Annotated in this window: 17 protein-coding genes; 8 read left to right on the top strand and 9 right to left on the bottom strand. The window is 59.0% G+C overall.

Annotated features, from left to right (window positions below; translation table 11 throughout):
• The first annotated feature begins 10 nt into the window (after positions 1-10).
• The 6 genes from B0B09_RS10965 (at position 11) to B0B09_RS10940 (ending at position 6,504) form a co-directional block, all read left to right on the top strand.
• Positions 11-919, top strand: coding sequence for a CPBP family intramembrane glutamic endopeptidase (locus B0B09_RS10965; RefSeq protein WP_076659618.1), 909 nt, complete (start codon positions 11-13; stop codon positions 917-919).
• Positions 920-979: 60 nt separating this feature from the next.
• On the top strand, positions 980-1,915 hold the full coding sequence (accD, locus tag B0B09_RS10960; protein WP_076659617.1) for an acetyl-CoA carboxylase, carboxyltransferase subunit beta: 936 nt from the start codon (positions 980-982) through the stop codon (positions 1,913-1,915).
• Between the two features lie 29 nt (positions 1,916-1,944).
• Positions 1,945-3,186: a bifunctional folylpolyglutamate synthase/dihydrofolate synthase gene (locus tag B0B09_RS10955; protein WP_110549953.1), complete on the top strand. Its 1,242-nt coding sequence runs from the start codon at positions 1,945-1,947 to the stop codon at positions 3,184-3,186.
• Positions 3,183-3,689 carry a hypothetical protein gene (locus B0B09_RS10950; RefSeq protein ID WP_076659614.1) on the top strand — a complete coding sequence of 169 codons (507 nt, stop codon included), beginning with the start codon at positions 3,183-3,185 and terminating at the stop codon, positions 3,687-3,689. Before B0B09_RS10955 ends, B0B09_RS10950 begins: the two co-directional genes overlap by 4 nt.
• Positions 3,690-3,965: 276 nt before the next feature.
• Entirely contained in the window at positions 3,966-5,660 is a 1,695-nt protein-coding gene (locus B0B09_RS10945; RefSeq protein ID WP_242654377.1) for a tetratricopeptide repeat protein, read from the top strand.
• The gene (locus B0B09_RS10940) at positions 5,647-6,504 is read left to right on the top strand and encodes a 4-(cytidine 5'-diphospho)-2-C-methyl-D-erythritol kinase (protein ID WP_076659613.1); all 858 of its coding nucleotides are present in this window, start codon (positions 5,647-5,649) and stop codon (positions 6,502-6,504) included. The genes B0B09_RS10945 and B0B09_RS10940 overlap by 14 nt, the downstream gene beginning before the upstream one ends.
• A 43-nt stretch (positions 6,505-6,547) precedes the next feature.
• Here B0B09_RS10940 and B0B09_RS10935 read toward each other — a convergent pair whose 3' ends face one another.
• From B0B09_RS10935 to B0B09_RS10925, 3 genes are read right to left on the bottom strand one after another with little or no spacing between them, the layout of a single operon-like run.
• Positions 6,548-7,195 (bottom strand): HAD family hydrolase, encoded by a 648-nt coding sequence (locus B0B09_RS10935; RefSeq protein ID WP_076659611.1) that lies wholly within the window; start codon positions 7,193-7,195, stop codon positions 6,548-6,550.
• Entirely contained in the window at positions 7,185-7,742 is a 558-nt protein-coding gene (rsmD, locus tag B0B09_RS10930) for a 16S rRNA (guanine(966)-N(2))-methyltransferase RsmD (RefSeq protein WP_076659610.1), read from the bottom strand. Before rsmD ends, B0B09_RS10935 begins: the two co-directional genes overlap by 11 nt.
• Positions 7,739-8,953: an NAD(P)/FAD-dependent oxidoreductase gene (locus B0B09_RS10925; RefSeq protein WP_076659608.1), complete on the bottom strand. Its 1,215-nt coding sequence runs from the start codon at positions 8,951-8,953 to the stop codon at positions 7,739-7,741. The genes rsmD and B0B09_RS10925 overlap by 4 nt, the downstream gene beginning before the upstream one ends.
• A gap of 92 nt (positions 8,954-9,045) precedes the next feature.
• On the opposite strand from B0B09_RS10925, the gene B0B09_RS10920 reads away from it, so the two are divergent.
• Positions 9,046-9,537, top strand: coding sequence for a peroxiredoxin (locus B0B09_RS10920; protein WP_076659606.1), 492 nt, complete (start codon positions 9,046-9,048; stop codon positions 9,535-9,537).
• A gap of 48 nt (positions 9,538-9,585) precedes the next feature.
• Here B0B09_RS10920 and B0B09_RS10915 read toward each other — a convergent pair whose 3' ends face one another.
• From B0B09_RS10915 to B0B09_RS10895, 5 genes are read right to left on the bottom strand one after another with little or no spacing between them, the layout of a single operon-like run.
• Positions 9,586-10,431: a mechanosensitive ion channel family protein gene (locus B0B09_RS10915; protein WP_076659605.1), complete on the bottom strand. Its 846-nt coding sequence runs from the start codon at positions 10,429-10,431 to the stop codon at positions 9,586-9,588.
• A 1-nt stretch (position 10,432) separates the two neighbouring features.
• A complete protein-coding gene (locus tag B0B09_RS10910) occupies positions 10,433-10,732 on the bottom strand; it encodes a 4a-hydroxytetrahydrobiopterin dehydratase (protein WP_076659603.1) in 300 nt (99 codons plus the stop codon).
• Positions 10,729-11,913 carry a GNAT family N-acetyltransferase gene (locus B0B09_RS10905; protein WP_076659602.1) on the bottom strand — a complete coding sequence of 395 codons (1,185 nt, stop codon included), beginning with the start codon at positions 11,911-11,913 and terminating at the stop codon, positions 10,729-10,731. The genes B0B09_RS10910 and B0B09_RS10905 overlap by 4 nt, the downstream gene beginning before the upstream one ends.
• A 31-nt stretch (positions 11,914-11,944) precedes the next feature.
• On the bottom strand, positions 11,945-12,697 hold the full coding sequence (locus B0B09_RS10900) for a glycerophosphodiester phosphodiesterase family protein (protein WP_076659601.1): 753 nt from the start codon (positions 12,695-12,697) through the stop codon (positions 11,945-11,947).
• Positions 12,694-13,155, bottom strand: a complete 462-nt coding sequence (locus tag B0B09_RS10895; protein ID WP_076659599.1) for a RidA family protein — start codon at positions 13,153-13,155, stop codon at positions 12,694-12,696. The genes B0B09_RS10900 and B0B09_RS10895 overlap by 4 nt, the downstream gene beginning before the upstream one ends.
• A 183-nt stretch (positions 13,156-13,338) precedes the next feature.
• On the opposite strand from B0B09_RS10895, the gene B0B09_RS10890 reads away from it, so the two are divergent.
• The gene (locus tag B0B09_RS10890) at positions 13,339-13,704 is read left to right on the top strand and encodes a hypothetical protein (RefSeq protein ID WP_055297229.1); all 366 of its coding nucleotides are present in this window, start codon (positions 13,339-13,341) and stop codon (positions 13,702-13,704) included.
• Here the strand turns inward: B0B09_RS10890 and B0B09_RS10885 are convergent.
• Positions 13,701-15,860, bottom strand: coding sequence for a transglycosylase domain-containing protein (locus B0B09_RS10885; protein ID WP_076659598.1), 2,160 nt, complete (start codon positions 15,858-15,860; stop codon positions 13,701-13,703). The two genes, B0B09_RS10890 and B0B09_RS10885, sit on opposite strands and share 4 nt — an antisense overlap.
• Positions 15,861-16,058 lie beyond the last annotated feature (198 nt).

Genomic DNA, 16,058 nt, shown 5'->3' with positions numbered 1-16,058 from the left:
GGGTCACGCCATGCGCCACCCCTACGAAGCCCACCGCAGTTTTATCAGACCCGCTTGGGCCGCGCGCGAGACGTGGCGCATCCTTGTGATGATCGTCAGTTTCGAGATTGTTTTCGCGGTGTCACCGACGATCTTTTCGGCATTTCTACCCAGCGACGCGGCAGTTAATGCATTCTATGAGGGCACGACAGCTTTTGGCACGCTGGCGCAGTTTGCGTCCTTCGGCATTTCTGCCATCGGATTTCTGGTGCTGCTGCGGCTGTTGCATGGTCGCAGGTTCTGGTCGTTGATCGGGCCCGCACATGCGGCCAAGCGCGATCTGATCCGCGTCGGACGGGCCGTTGCAATCTGGCTTTTGGTGTTCGAGTTTCTGCCGCCATGGATCAACCTCGCCGATCTGGCCGAAGTGCGCGATTTCGGGGTCTGGGCATCACTCATCCCGCTCGCTTTGGTGGCGGTGCTGATACAGGTGGGTACCGAAGAGATGATCTTTCGCGGCTACCTGCAACAGCAATGCGCCTGTATTTCGGAAAGCCCCTGGGTGTGGATGGTCCTGCCGTCTGTGATGTTCGGGGGGCTGCACTTCTGGAATGGCAACGGGGCTGCCGAAGGGACGATATGGGCAATATGGGCCACCGCGCTGGGCATCGCCTGCGCCGATCTGACCGCGCGCACCGGGAACCTCGGTGCTGCGATTGGTCTGCATATGGCGAACAATGTCTTTGCGCTGCTCGTCGTCGGTGTCCAGGGCTGGCCGTCATCCGGGCTGGCGCTTTTCCTCTACCCCTATGAGGATCCAGCACTTTATGCTTATGGCATCGAGGCGCTCTTGTCGCCGTGGATCGTGTTTCAGCTGCTCACGATGCTGACGACAGTTCTGATCATGTGGCTTGCGGCACGAATTGCACTGCGGCGCTGATTGCATTTCGCGACGTGGCGTCATATTTCAATCTGGGAACAGACCTTAAAGGCCGCACTTATGAACTGGATTACCAACTACGTTCGCCCCACGATCAACTCGCTGTTTTCGCGCCGCGAGGTGCCGGACAATCTTTGGACGAAATGCAATGACTGCGGCACGATGCTGTTTCACCGCGAGTTGGCGGATAACCTGAACGTTTGCACCAACTGCGATCATCACATGGCGATTGGCGCGCGTGACCGTCTGCGGTCCATCTTTGATGGCGGTGTCTTTGTCGAGGTTGCGGTGCCTGAACCCACAGCAGACCCGCTGCATTTCCGCGACCAGAAACGCTATACCGACCGTATCAAGGAAGCCCGCAGGAAAACCGGCGAAAAAGATGCGATGCTGGTTGCCGAAGGCGAAATGGGCCGTACGCAGGTTGTTGTTGCGGTGCAGGATTTCTCGTTCATGGGCGGGTCAATGTCGATGTATGTCGGCAACGCGATTGTCGCGGCAGCCGAGCGCGCTATTGCATTGAAATGCCCGTTGATCCTCTTTTCCGCCGCTGGCGGCGCGCGCATGCAGGAAGGTATCCTTGGCCTGATGCAAATGCCCCGCACAACAATTGCGGTGCAGATGCTCAAAGAGGCAGGGCTGCCTTACATCGTTGTGCTGACGCATCCGACGACGGGCGGCGTGACCGCGTCCTATGCGATGCTGGGTGATGTGCAGATTGCCGAACCAAATGCGCTGATCGGTTTTGCCGGTGCGCGGGTGATTGAGCAAACCATCGGTGAAAAACTGCCCGAAGGGTTCCAGCGGGCGGAATATCTGCTCGACCACGGGATGTTGGACCGCGTGACAAAGCGGACCGAACTGAAGGATGAACTGGTGACAATTGTGCGCCTGTTGATGCGGCAGGATCCACCGGTGAAGGGTGATCTGCCCGCGCCAGAGATCAAGTCTGAAGCAGCCGAGGAAATCGCTGCGGCGGAAGAAGCGGCCAAGTGAGTCTGACCTCTGACGCGATCCTTGAACGGATGATGGCCTTGCACCCCAAGGTCATTGACCTGACCTTGGACCGTGTGTGGCGTTTGCTGGCGGCCGTGGGCAACCCCCAAGACCGTTTGCCCCCCGTGATTCACGTGGCTGGCACCAATGGCAAGGGTTCGACCCAAGCGATGATTCGTGCAGGATTAGAGGCAGGCGGTTCGACCGTTCACGCCTACACATCCCCGCATCTGGCGCGCTTTCACGAACGGATCCGGCTTGCCGGAACGCTGATCACGGAAGAGGCGCTCACGGAGGTGCTGGACCGTTGCTATGTAGCGAACGGCCCTGATCCGATCACCTATTTCGAGATCACAACAGTTGCAGCGCTTCTTGCTTTCGCGGAAACGCCGGCGGATTATACATTGCTTGAAGTCGGTCTTGGCGGTCGACTGGATGCGACCAATGTGATCGCAGACCCTGCTATCACGATCATCACGCCGGTTGATTTGGATCACCAGCAATATCTGGGCGACACGTTGGCCGCGATTGCGGGCGAAAAGGCGGGCATCATCAAGCGTGGCGTGCCTTGTGTCGTTGGTCCGCAGCACGACGAAAGCATGGATGTGATCGAAGCAAAAGCGGCAGTGCTCGGCGCGCCGCTTCTCGCGTATGGCCAGCACTGGCATGTGAGTGTCGAGCGTGACCGGCTGATCTATCAAGACGAACGTGGCCTGTTGGACCTGCCGCTGCCAAACCTGCCCGGCCCGCATCAGGTCATGAACGCTGGGGCGGCAATTGCCGCATTGCGCGCACTGGGCAAAGACGAAGCAGCCTGCGAGGCGGCAGTCACCCGCGCATATTGGCCCGCGCGGATGGAGAAGCTGACAGAAGGGCCCTTGGTCGCTCTGGCGGCACCCGCCGAGCTTTGGCTTGATGGTGGGCACAACCCCGCGGCAGGGCAGGCGCTGGCCGAGACCCTGCGGGCCCAGCCGTCGCGTCCGACGCATCTGATCTGCGGGATGCTGAACACCAAGGATATTGGTGGCTACCTACGCCCTTTGGCCGGTGTCGCGACATCGCTGACCGCCCTGTCAATTCCCGGTGAGAAAGCCACGTTGCCTGCGGCGACAACCGCTGCAGAGGCGGAAAAGGTTGGACTACCGGCCCGCATTGCCGACAGTGTTCAAGAGGCAATCGTCGCGATCAAGCAGGATGCGCCCGACGCACGTATCCTGATCTGCGGATCGCTCTATCTGGCGGGGCATGTGATGCGGGAGAATAGCGGTTGATCAGAGGTGTTGCTGTTGCGCTTTCATTGTTGGCGAATTCTGCGAACGCGGCAGATTTCTACTTTTGCTGGCAAGGGGCGAACGGCTACACAATGACCGGCCAGATGTCGATCACGCCAAGTGCGCTGAACAAACCTCTGATTACCCAAGACGATGTCACCCTGTTCCGGATTGCCGGATACCAAGACCAGCAGCTTTTGGGTAAATGGGACATCGACACAATGCGTGACGGTGCGAGTTGGCTTCTTAACTATGATCCTGCGCGCAGTGTCTTTCTGACCCCCGGCGAAATGGGGCTTGGCGTCTCGCAGGCTTGGAACGCCGATGGCACGGCGATGGATTGTGGCGACCCCGGTTTCGGGTTCAATCTTGGCAACTACGCACAGGATTTTTGCCTCAACGGGCGCTGGGTTGAAGAAAGCGGCATGCCGCCTGAGACACCTTTTCTGGTCAGCCCGGTCCCGGTCGATCCGCTCTGCCGGGTTTACGCGCCGACAAGTTGACCGATTCGCGAATCAGTCACTTGACTGCGAATCATCTTATCGCTTAGTGTCGCTGCTAACGTGAAGCGCTATATTTAATAGGCGTGTGCGAGCAGTCTTGGCAGGGCGAGCAGGCGGGCCGTAATGGCCTGTCTTCTTGTTTGCCGCCGTGTCGGGCCACACTGAATTTCCAAGCTACCCCGCAACAATTTGCCTCCCTTGCTTTGTGCCGTTTGCATGCAAGCCTTTCGCTGCTTAGGGTACGACAAAAGAAATAGAGGTTCGGGTTTGACTGTAGTGAAAAGAGCATTTTTCGGAGCAATTACGGCCGCGGCCATTTTGGGCTGTGGTCCGGGTTTCGCGGATCCGGATGCGGGATCATACCTTGCGGCGCGTCAGGCCCTGCAGGCAAATGACTTTGCCGAAGCGTCGCGGCGATTGTCGCGCGCATTGATTTCTGATCCGGCAGACCCAGCGCTGCTTGAAAATACCATGACTGCCTACATCGCCTTGGGTGATGTCGCGCGGGCGCTGCCCATCGCGGAAAGCATCGTGGAACGCGGATATGAAAGTCAGGTCGCCAACCTGACATTGATGATGTCCAGCGCCAAAGCAGGCGATTGGCAGGGTATTCTTGAGACGCTTGAAGCGGGCCGCTCGGTCGGGCCGCTTGTGGACGGACTGGCCAAGGGCTGGGCCTATCTGGGCGAGGGCGACATGACCCGCGCCACCGAGAGCTTTGACGCTGTGATCGTGGCTGAAGGCATGATGATCTACGGGTTAACGCATAAAGCCTATGCGCTGGCCTCTGTGGGTGATTTTGAAGGCGCCGATGCCATTTTCTCGGGGCAGGTCCCGGGGGGGATGCGTTACAGCCGCCAAAGCGCCATCGCCCACGCGCAAATCCTCAGCCAGTTGGGGCGCAATGACGATGCACTGACCATTATTGACGGTGTGTTTGGCGATCAACTCGATCCCAGTATCGTTGATCTGCGGGCCAAAATCACCGCAGATGAGGCTGTAGCCTACACGGCCGTGCGCACACCCGCGCAGGGGCTTGGCGATTTGTTCCATATTATTGCAGGCATTGTGCAGGAGGACGCACCGGCACCGTTCACGCTGATGTACGCCCGTGCGGCAAGTTACCTTTGGCCTGAAAACACGGCTGCTGTTCTCATGACAGCGCGCCTGCTCGAAGGACTTGAGCAGCATGATCTTGCCAATACCGCTTTTGCATCTGTGGCGCGCGACGATCCCTCTTTTTCGGCCGCTGAGTTGGGTCGTGCCGAGGTGCTGCGTGCCGCTGGCAGGCAGGATGCGGCGATCGAGGTGCTTGAGGCCCTGACGCGCAGTCACCCCGACTTGCCCGAAGTCTACGCTACAAAGGGCGATACCTTGCGGCAGGCAGAACGCTATGACGAGGCGATTGCCGCCTACACCACCGCACTTGAACTTTACGACGAAGGACAGAACCCGCGCTGGTTTGTGCATTATACGAGGGGCATTTCCTATCACCGCATGGATGAATGGCCGGATGCCGAGGCAGATTTCCGTGCGGCACTGGCGTTGCGCCCCGATCACCCGCAGGTTCTGAACTATCTTGGGTATTCGCTGGTGGAACGTGGCGAAAAGCTGGATGAAGCGCTGGAGATGATTGAAACAGCGGCTGCAGAGAGACCCGATAACGGCGCGATTGTGGATAGTCTGGGGTGGGTCTATTTCCAACTAGGCAGGTATGAAGAGGCTGTTTTCCATCTTGAACGGGCTGCATCGCTCGAACCTGTCGATTCTGTGATCAATGATCATCTGGGAGACGCATTCTGGGCTGTTGGCCGCGAGACCGAAGCGCGTTTTCAGTGGCATCGCGCACTCTCGTTCGATCCCGAGGCTGACGAGGCCTTGCGTATCCGTGACAAGTTGAAGCGTGGGTTAGATCTGGTTTTGGTCGATGAGGGGCGCGCCCCCATTCGGGTTGCCAGTGGCGACGATTAGGGCCAGCGCCCCCGCCAAGGTGAACCTGACCCTGCATGTCACCGGGCAGCGGGAAGATGGCTATCACCTGCTGGACAGTCTTGTCGTCTTCGCTGGCGTGGCCGATCAGTTGAGCGCCTCGATCGCCCCCGATTTGCGGATTTCGGTGACCGGCCCGTTCTCGGTCGGCGTGCCGACAGATCATACCAATCTGATGATGCGCGCCGCCGAGGTACTTCGTGTGGCGCGGGGCGTCACAAAAGGGGCGTCTTTGACCTTGGAAAAACACCTGCCCCACGCAGCAGGTATCGGCAGCGGGTCTTCGGATGCCGCGACGACGCTGGCGATGTTGGCAGAGCTTTGGGGCGTCGCGCCGCTTCCCGCGATGACGCCCGAGGTCGTGGCGCTTGGCGCAGATGTGCCGGTTTGCGTGTCATCGCCGCGCCCTTTGCGGATGTCCGGGATCGGCGATGTGCTGTCGCCGGTCGCGGAACTGCCATCCTGCGCATTGGTCTTGGTGCGGCCCCCGGTCGAGGTGCCGACAGGCCCGGTGTTTCAGGGCCTTGCCACCAAGCAGGGCAGCCCGATGACACCACTGCCCGCTGCACTCGACTATGATGGCTTTGTCCGCTGGCTTATGGCGCAGCGCAATGATCTGCAGGCCCCGGCCGAGGCGATTGCCCCCCAGATCACCGAAGCGATTGCCAAGCTCCGGTCACTTCCTGCGGTATCAGTCGCGGGCATGTCGGGCTCAGGCGCCACCTGTTTCGGGCTGGTCAAAGATATGGCGACTGCGCGTCAGGTCGCACGCATCATACAGGTCGCCAAAATGGATTGGTGGGTGGCACCTGCCGAGATTCTCTGACTGCAGGAAATCCCTGCCGCGAGTTTGTGTGTCCGTCCTGACTCTAGTCCGGCAATCCCAGCAAATCGCCAATCATACGCATCGACGCGACATTGATGGCCCCTGTCCCCGCCAGCCTGTGCGGGTCGCCGTCCGCCACATACCCGAAACAGCGCACACCCGCTGCCTGTGCCGCGCGGCAACCTGCCGGCATATCGTCGATCATGACGGTTTGCGCAGGGCTGACCCCGACATCGGCCATGATCCTGAACAGCATATCCGGCTTTGGTTTTGGTCCATGCTGGTGGCCCGAATAGATGCGTCCTTCAAAGGGCTGCCACAGACCCGAAGGGCGCAGCGTGATCTCCATCTTTTGCAGCGGCCCGTTGGACGCAATCGCAACAGCGATCCCTTGCGCGGTCACGCGGGCAATCAGGTCTTCGACCCCGTCAATGATGTCAACACCCTTACGTAGCGCATCAAAGACCAGACCGTAAATATCATCCAACCAACCCTCAGGCAGTGTCGCCCCGCGCTTGGTGGCCTCAACCCCGACCAATGCCATCGTACCACCGGCAAAAAGCGTGTTGATCTCATCCACCGGCAATCTCAGACCGTATCGCGCCAGAAAATTTGCAATGATCTGATTGGTCACGGTCTCGGTGTCCACCAGCACCCCGTCACAGTCAAAGATCACAAGCTCAGGCGTCATGGTGCAGAAAAGTGATCCACGTATCGCCATAGCGTCTTTGATCCAGACCGGTGAAACCCGGTGGCGCGATCTGGGCGCGGCTTTCTTCCCAGACGACCAGGGCGTCAGGGGCAAGCCACCCTGCGGCTTTCGCGGCGGCCAGCGCCTTGCCGCCAAGGTTTTGATCATAGGGCGGATCAAGAAACACCAATGTGCAAGGCGTGCCCTGCGGCAGTTTCGCGGTATCGGTGCCCAGTACGGTCGTATCATCCTGCCGGCGTAGCTTGGTGATATTCTCGCGGATCAGTTTCTGCGCCACCCGCCCGTTATCGACAAATGTGACATGCGCCGCCCCACGTGACAGCGCCTCAAGCCCCAGCGCGCCGGTGCCTGCAAAAAGATCGAGCACATGCGCGCCGTTGATCGGATCACCGAAACGCCCGCCTTGCAGCACGTTGAACAGGCTTTCGCGCACGCGGTCCGTGGTGGGGCGCAAATGCGCGGCTGCGTCGCCTTGGCCGACAGCGGCCAAGCCCGTGCCCCGATGGGTGCCGCCGATGATCCTCACGGTTTCAGCAAGGCTTTCATGTCGGTTGCGGGATCAGTGATCAGTGCCGGATCGGGGCTCCGTCCCGCTTCGATCAAACGCTTGCCAATCATATAGTTGCGCGGATCGTTCATCGCATCGACGGCCAGCAGGGTGTTGCCGTTGTAATACCAGTTTGATTGCACGCCGGGCGCGTCGCCCATGCGGACATAAACATCTGAATACCCTATGTTCAGCCCCGCGATTTGCAGTTTGCAATCATATTGATCCGACCAGAACCATGGCTTGGGCACGTAAGGCGCATCGCCGCCTGCGATATTCACGGCAACTGCTTCGGCCTGATCAATCGCATTGCCCACGCTTTCAAGCCGGATGGTCTGGCCATGAAACAGGCAAGATGCGCAATCGCCAGCGGCCCAGATATGCGGGGCGGACGTGCGCCCGTGAATGTCAGTCGTGATGCCATTGCCCACGTCAATTCCCGCACTTTCGGCCAGAATACTCGCAGGGTTAATCCCGACGCCAACGACCGCAAAATCAATCTCCAGCGTTGTGCCATCGGTCAGTACTGCACCGGTCACATGATCATCGCCCAACAATCGCTCAAGCCCCACGCCCTCGCGAATATCAACCCCGTGGCTTTGGTGCAGAGCGCGAAAATAGTCGGACGTTGCCGGGGCCGCGACCCGCTGCAAGATCCGGTCTGCCATTTCCACCAGCGTTACCTGTAGCCCCAATTTCGACGCCACCGCCGCCGCTTCAAGCCCGATATACCCACCGCCGATGATCAGCACCCGCTTACCTGCGGTGAACGCAGGGGACATCGCATCTGCATCGCTCAGATCGCGCACGGCAAAAACGCCGTCCAGCATGCCGCCAATGGATGCGGGCAGGGTGCGCGGATGGGCACCCGTGGTCAGGGCAAGCTCATCGTAGGACAGATGTGTATCGTCGCTGAGCCGGATCGTTTTCGCCGCGCGATCTATCTCCGTCACGCGGGTATCGAGACGCAAGTTGATCCTGTGCTCGTCATAAAAGGCCGCAGGCCGCAAATAGAGCCGTTCTTCGGCCATTTCGCCGAGCAAATAGGCTTTGGACAGCGGCGGGCGCTGGTAGGGAGGTACTTTTTCCGCACCGATCAGAGTGATGTCCCCCTCAAACCCAACGGTGCGCAGTTTCGCAGCCAGTGATGCACCTGCCTGTCCTGCTCCGACGATAACAACGTGCGTCATGGGGGTTCACCTCTTTATGTGACTGGCTGTTGGCTTTTTGCACTCTATATGAGAACCGAAGGAAGAAACAAATCAGAACAAGGGCGATACTGATGACAATCAAGACGGGTGATACGCTGCCAGATGCGACATTGCTGGTGATGGGCGATGAAGGCCCTCAGGAAGTTCAGCTTTCTGATAAAGTAAACGGGCGCAAAGTTGTGATCTTTGGGTTGCCGGGCGCATATACGGGGACCTGTACAACTGCCCACGTGCCAAGCTTCATGGTGACCTATGACGCGTTCATGGAAAAAGGCGTGGACGAAATTATCTGCGTTTCAGTGAACGACCCCTTCGTGATGAAGGCTTGGGGCGACAGCACCCGTGCGCTTGAAACCGGTATTACCATGCTGGCCGATGCCGAAAGCGCGTTCACAAAGGCGATTGGCATGAACTTTAGCGCGGGGCCGGTCGGTTTCGTCGACCGTTCCAAGCGCTACGCGATGCTTGTCGACAATGGTGTAGTGACAATTCTGAACGAAGAAGAAGGCCCAGGCGTCTGCGAAGTCTCGGCCGGTGAAACGCTTCTCGCGCAAATTGGTTGATACACAAAAGGCCCGGCAAATTGCCGGGCCTTTTCATTTGCGGGGCGCTTAGCCCTGCACCTGCATCACAGTCCGTGTCGGGAACGGAATCTCAATACCGCCTGCATCCAGCGCCTCTTTTACTTTGCGCTTCATATCGGCCTGATAGGCAAAATAATCGCCACTGTCGCACCAAACGCGCACCAGAAAATCGACCGAGAAATCGCCCAGATTATTCACCTGAATAAACGGCGCAGGGTCGGTCTTTGACCGTGGGTCGGACATGATCGTTTCGCGGATCGTGTCTTCGGCCAGCTTCAGGTTGGCCCCATAGGCGACACCAAACGTCCATTCCGCGCGGCGGGTATCATAGCTTGAATAGTTTACGATCGTATTGCCCCAAACCTGCGAGTTGGGGATAATGATCTGCACGTTACTGATCGCCGCCAGTTCGGTATAGTTCAGCGTGATTTCCTTGACGGTCCCCATCTGCCCATTCACCTCGACGAAGTCACCGATCTTGATCGGGCGGAAAAACACGATCATCACGCCAGCCGCGACATTCGACAGCGTACCCTGCAAAGCCAGACCAATCGCAAGACCGGCGGCACCGATGACAGCGACGACCGATGTCGTCTGCACCCCGAATGTGTTGAGCACGAAGAGGAACGCAAAGCCGATAACAATATAGCGCGCCACGTTGCCCAAAAAGTTGAACAGCGTCATATCCAAATGCGCGTAAGACTGCCCCAGCCCGATTAGGCGCTTGCGCACCCAGCCGCCCAGCAGAAAGCCCACGAACAGGATCGCGACAACGGCCAGCACACTGCCGACGGCGGATGCCAGAAACTGGATCGTCAGCAGATCACCGATCGTATTGCCGTTCCAGATCACGGTATTGAGTAGTTGCTCCACATTAGCCTCCGGCGAGTTGGTCCATTTTCGCGCCCAGTTTGGCGTCGAGCGCGCTTAGGCCATCTGCGTCATGTGTCGTCAAGGTCACCTTCACGGTTTTGTAGACGTTGAACCACTCGGGGTGGTGGTTCAGCTTCTCTGCCCAGATCGCGGCGCGTGTCATGAAGCCGAACGCCTCGACAAAGTTGGCAAAGACGAATTCCTTATGGATCGCCTCACCGCCCTCGGCCAGCGTCCATCCGTTTTCAAGCAACGGCGAGATATGTTCTTTGTGCTCGGCAGCGGTCAGTTTGTCGGTCATTGGTGGTCCTCCATATTCGATCTGCGGAACGGGCCATAGCTGGTCAGCACCTCGATTTCGTGATCAATCGCTTCACGCTCGGCCTCAAGATAGCGGGCGACAGCGTCTTTGAACCCTGCGTCGCCGAACCAGTGCAGCGAATGGGTGGCAACAGGCAGATACCCGCGCGCGAGCTTATGTTCGCCCTGCGCGCCTGCCTCAACCTTGCCCAGTCCGTGTTGGATGGCATAGTCGATGGCGCGGTAGTAGCAGACTTCGAAATGCAGGCAATCGTGGTGCTCGATGCAGCCCCAGTACCGCCCGAAAAGCGTATCGCGCCCGATAAAGTTCAGCGCCCCTGCCACAGGCCGCCCGTCGCGCATGGCCAACACCATCAGCATATCATCGCGGAGCGTTTCCTGCGCGTAATCGAAGAATGCCCGCGTCAGATAAGGCGTGCCCCATTTGCGGTTGCCGGTGTCTTGATAGAACACCCAGAATGCATCCCAATGTTCGGGCTTGATCTGGTCGCCCGTCAGCGCGACGATCTCACCGCCAAAATCATTGGCTGTTTTGCGTTCCTTACGCATGTTCTTGCGCTTGCGGCTGGACAGCGAGCCAAGGAAGGCGTCGAAATCGGCGTAGCCATCGTTTACCCAGTGAAACTGTTGTCCAATGCGCGCCAGCAGGCCCATTTCCGCACCAGCAATGGCCTCTGCCTCAGTGCAAAATGTGGCATGGAGCGAGGATAGTTTGTTGTCGGCCGCAATCTGGACCGCCCCTTGGATCAGTGCGGACATGCCTGCGGCTTCAAACCCCGGCTTGGTCAGAAAGCGCCGCCCTGTGGCAGGGGTGAACGGCACGGCGATTTGCAGTTTGGGGTAATAGCGCCCGCCCGCATTTTCATAGGCATGGGCCCAGTTGTGATCGAAGATATACTCGCCCTGTGAATGCCCCTTGGCATAAAGCGGGGCGACCGCGATCATCATATCCCCTTGTTTCGCCGTCAGATACCGCGGCTGCCACCCCGTGCCTGTGCCGACCGATCCGCTATCTTCCAGCGCCTTGAGAAAACGATGTGTTGTAAACGGATCATCGGGGCGGCCATCTGCGGCCTCGGGGCATGCGCAGGCATCCCATTCGGTCGCGTCAATCGCGTTGATGGTCGGGTGGGCGGTAATCTCGATGGGTGCGTCGCTCATACTGTGCAACTTGTGTGCATCGGGTGCGGCGTCAAGCCAAGTAACCCTCGAATGTCACATTATCCACGATCCGCCGCGCCTTTGCTTCAGCCTCGGGAGAGCGGATTGTCCACGTGAAGATATGCGCGCCTTGTGCCTTGAGGTCGGCCACGCGCGGGCGGTCAAGATCGGTGGACTCATGGCTGATAAAGCATGCACCGACGCGGTCGTAGTCGGGGATTTCGCGCAGGACATCCCGGGTTTCGGCGGGAACCTCGGGCCAGAAGACCGCCTCATAGCTGGAGGTCGTGATGCCGCGTGGGATGTGGGGCGCATATTGCGCGCAAGCTGCTACAGAATGCGGGTTGAAAGACATCAGCGCCACATCGCCGGTATAATTAGCAAGGGCGGCACAGACTGCCTTTTCCAGCGGTCCCACGTTTGCACCCATTGCGCCATCCTGATCCTTGATCTCGATCAGCAGCGGCACTTTTCCACCCACCAGGTCCAGCACGGCCTCCAGCGATGGAATGGTGCCGCCGTCATCTGTGAGCGGGATTTCCTCTAACGCAGCACGCGTGCGATCACGCACTGGCCCCGATTCTGCTGTCAATCTATCCAGGGTATCGTCATGGAACACCATTGCATGACCGTCGCTGGTCAGCTGCACATCCATCTCGATCCCGTATCCGGCATCAAGAGCGGCCTGAATGGATTTGACGCTATTCTCGACCCGCCCTGCCTTGCGGTCATGCAAGGCGCGGTGGGTGATGGGGCGGGCAAAGAAAGACGCAGGAAGTGTCATTTGATCTGGAAGATCGCTTCGATTTCAACAGCGACACCAAAGGGCAGGCTTGCTGCACTGACCGCTGATCGCGCATGGCGGCCCTTGTCGCCTAGGGCGGCGACCAAAAAGTCGGACGCGCCGTTGATCACTTTGGGTTGGTCGCCGAAATCCGCGGTCGAATTCACGAAACCTGTCAGCTTCACAACACGGACCAACCGGTCGATATCGCCGCCACAGGCGGCCTTGAGTTGTGCCAGAAGGCTGATCACGCAGGTCTTGGCCGCATCAGCGCCGGCCTCGGCCTCCATATCGGCGCCAAGTTTGCCTTTGATCATCCCATCGGCGTTGGCCGAAATCTGGCCCGAGACATAGACGATGTCGCCTGCGACAACATAGGGAACATAATTGGCAGCGGGGGCGGGGGCATCAGGCAGTGTCACGCCCAATTCGGCAAGTTTGGATTCGATTACACTCATGGTCGTTCTCCTGTCATTTGCGCGCACGCTAGCGGGCAAACCGGCGGGGCGCAATCATCACTCTGGGCTGTTCTGGGCGAAACCGAAGTGTCGCCTTTCTGCACTGGGGGGTGCGTCTTGTTGCCCTTTGGGCACGATCAAAGATTGAAACAGCAGGCGGAATTGCGCAAAGGTGTAACCCTTATGCGAATACCATTTGCGAATCTATTGTTTGGACTGGCGTTTTTGCCTGTCGCCCTTTGGGCCAACCCCTATGACGGCGTCTATAAACAGACGGCGAACGCGGAATGTGCGCTTGTCGGTGTGGATGGTGGGTCGCTTAAGATCGAAGAAGACATCTTCTACGGGGTCGAGGTCGAGTGTCACATGATCAACCCTGTCGAGGTCGAGGATATGAACGCCACGATCTACGAGATGCAGTGCTCTGGCGAGGCCGAGGCATGGACCGAGCGCGCGATGCTGATGCCCGATGCGCAAGGCACCGGACTCTACATGATCTGGAGCGGCTATGCCTTCCGCTATGACCGGTGTGACGCCCCTGACCGCTAGTTCGTGCCCGTCAGAATACTGTCGAGCAGGTTGAGGATATCCTGCGCCGGTGCTTCGCCGCCCTGGCTTTCAAGGACACCTGTTGCAAAGGGGCGTTCCGGGATGCTCATCGGCAGGGGCGTGGGTTGTTGGTCGCTGAGAACGCGCTGCATCGTTTCGCGCCAGATTGTTGCCGGCAGACCGCCCCCCGTTACACCGGTCAGACGCCGGTTATCATCGTAACCCATCCAGACGCCGGTAACATAATCGCCAGTGAAGCCGATAAACCATGCATCACGTGATCCCTGGGTCGTGCCGGTCTTGCCCGCGATCTGCCAGCCGTCGATGCGCGCACGTGTTCCGGTGCCTTGCTCGACAACCTTGGTCATCATCCATGTCAGCTGACGCGCGGCCTCTTGGCGGATGATGCGTTCGCCGATGCCGACACTTGAGGCATCCATCAGCGGTGTGTCATCGCCCATCAGCCGCAGGTCTGTCAGTCCGTAGGGAGTGACGGCTGATCCCCCGTTCAAAATGCCGGCAAACGCACCGGTCATATCCAGCAAAGTGCTTTCCGATACACCCAGCGCCAGCGCAGGACCGGCGGCAAGATCACCCTGCACGCCAAAGCCGTTCGCTACGCTGCTGACCAAGCCGCGCCCGACCTCTTCGGAGACAACGATTGCGGGGATATTGCGGCTGGTGGCCAAGGCATCAACCAAGCTGATCGGTCCCACGAATTCGCGGTCATAGTTTTCCGGGCACCAATTGGGTGATCCGGTGCGTTGCCAGCAGGTGGGTGCATCGTCGACCATGTCATAAGGTGACATGCCCAGATCGAGGGCGGCAGCGTAGATAAACGGCTTGAACGCCGATCCGGTCTGCCGCAGCGCCTGTGTGGCGCGGTTGAATGCGCCTGTTGCACTTATGTTGCGGCCGCCTACCATGGCGCGCACGGCGCCATCGGCGGACATCACGACAATCGCCGCCTGCGCTTCGGACCCTTCTTTCACATCGTTTTCAAACACTTGCAAAAGCGCCTCTTCAGCGGCGTTTTGAATACGCTGGTCAAGCGTGGTGCGGATAATCACATCCTCTGTTGTGTTGCGGGTAAAGAACTCGGGGCCGCTATCCATCACCCAGTCGGCAAAGAACCCGCCAGAGCTGGCGCGTGCCGCATCAGAAAGGGTTGCAGGGTTCAGGCGGGCATCGCGGACCTGTTCCGGTGTCAGATACGCCTGCTCTTCCATCAAGCCAATCACGACGGATGCGCGATCTTGGGCGCGTTGCAGGTTGCGCGTGGGGGCATTGGCCGAAGGGGCGGTCAGCAATCCGGCCAGCATCGCGGCCTGTGCGGGGTTCACCTCGGCGGCTGAAATGCCGAAATAACGCTGGGCTGCGGCCTCAAACCCGCGGCTGCCCGCACCCAGATAGGCGCGGTTCAGATAGATCGTGAGGATTTCTTCCTTGGTATATTTGATTTCCATCCCGACCGAGAACACCGCCTCGCGGGCCTTGCGCCAAAGCGATGACTGGCGGCAGTCAGCCTCATAGGCGCGCTCGCTCTCCCAGACGTTTGGATCAAATGGCACGCCGAGGCACAACAGCTTGGCGGTCTGCTGCGTAATTGTGGAACCGCCGTTACCGGACAGCGGCCCACGCCCCTCGCGCAGGTTGATGCGCACCGCCGAGGCGATGCCACGCGGAGAAATCCCGAAGTGACGGTAGAAGCGTTTGTCTTCTGTCGCGACGACTGCGTTGTGAAGATGGGGTGAGACGGTTTCTGCCGTCACCATCCCGCCAAACTGGTCGCCGCGCCACGCGAAAACACTGCCTGACAAATCGGTCATCGTGACAGATCCGCGCGTGCGTCCGTCGATCAACTCGGAAGCATCCGGCAGTTGCGACGCGAAATAAAGCGAAAAGCCCCCGATAATCAGACCCGTCACAAGACCCACCCGCCATGAGAGGGCCCATATCAGGCGGGTCATCCAGCGAAACGCCGCGAGGATCCAGCCGATCACGCCGCGCGGCTTGGCCCTTTTGGGGGCTACTTTGCGTCGTGCCGCCGGTTTTGCCGGCTTCTTGCTCGGCCCTGCGGCCTTCTTGGCCGCCGGTTTTGCTGTGTAGCGTTTGTCGGCCACCAATGGGGGCCGCTTTTTGCCGTTTCCGCTCATGATCCGCTCGATTGACTGCTTGGGGTCTGATTTTTGCGCACTATAGCCTGCCTGCTTGAGAATGTAGAGCGCGGATGAGTCGGCATATGCGCCTTTTTATGCCGCCTAAAAATTAGGCGAAGTGGTCAATTTGTGCAAAAAATGTGCAAAGTGATACATTAACCCCCTGTTCAGCAGTGCGCAAAATCTTGTCGCGGA

The organism is Yoonia rosea (genome assembly GCF_900156505.1).
Lineage (GTDB): Bacteria > Pseudomonadota > Alphaproteobacteria > Rhodobacterales > Rhodobacteraceae > Yoonia > Yoonia rosea.
The sequence above is the reverse complement of the archived record's forward strand: the minus strand, read 5'-3'. Positions and strand labels throughout refer to the sequence as shown.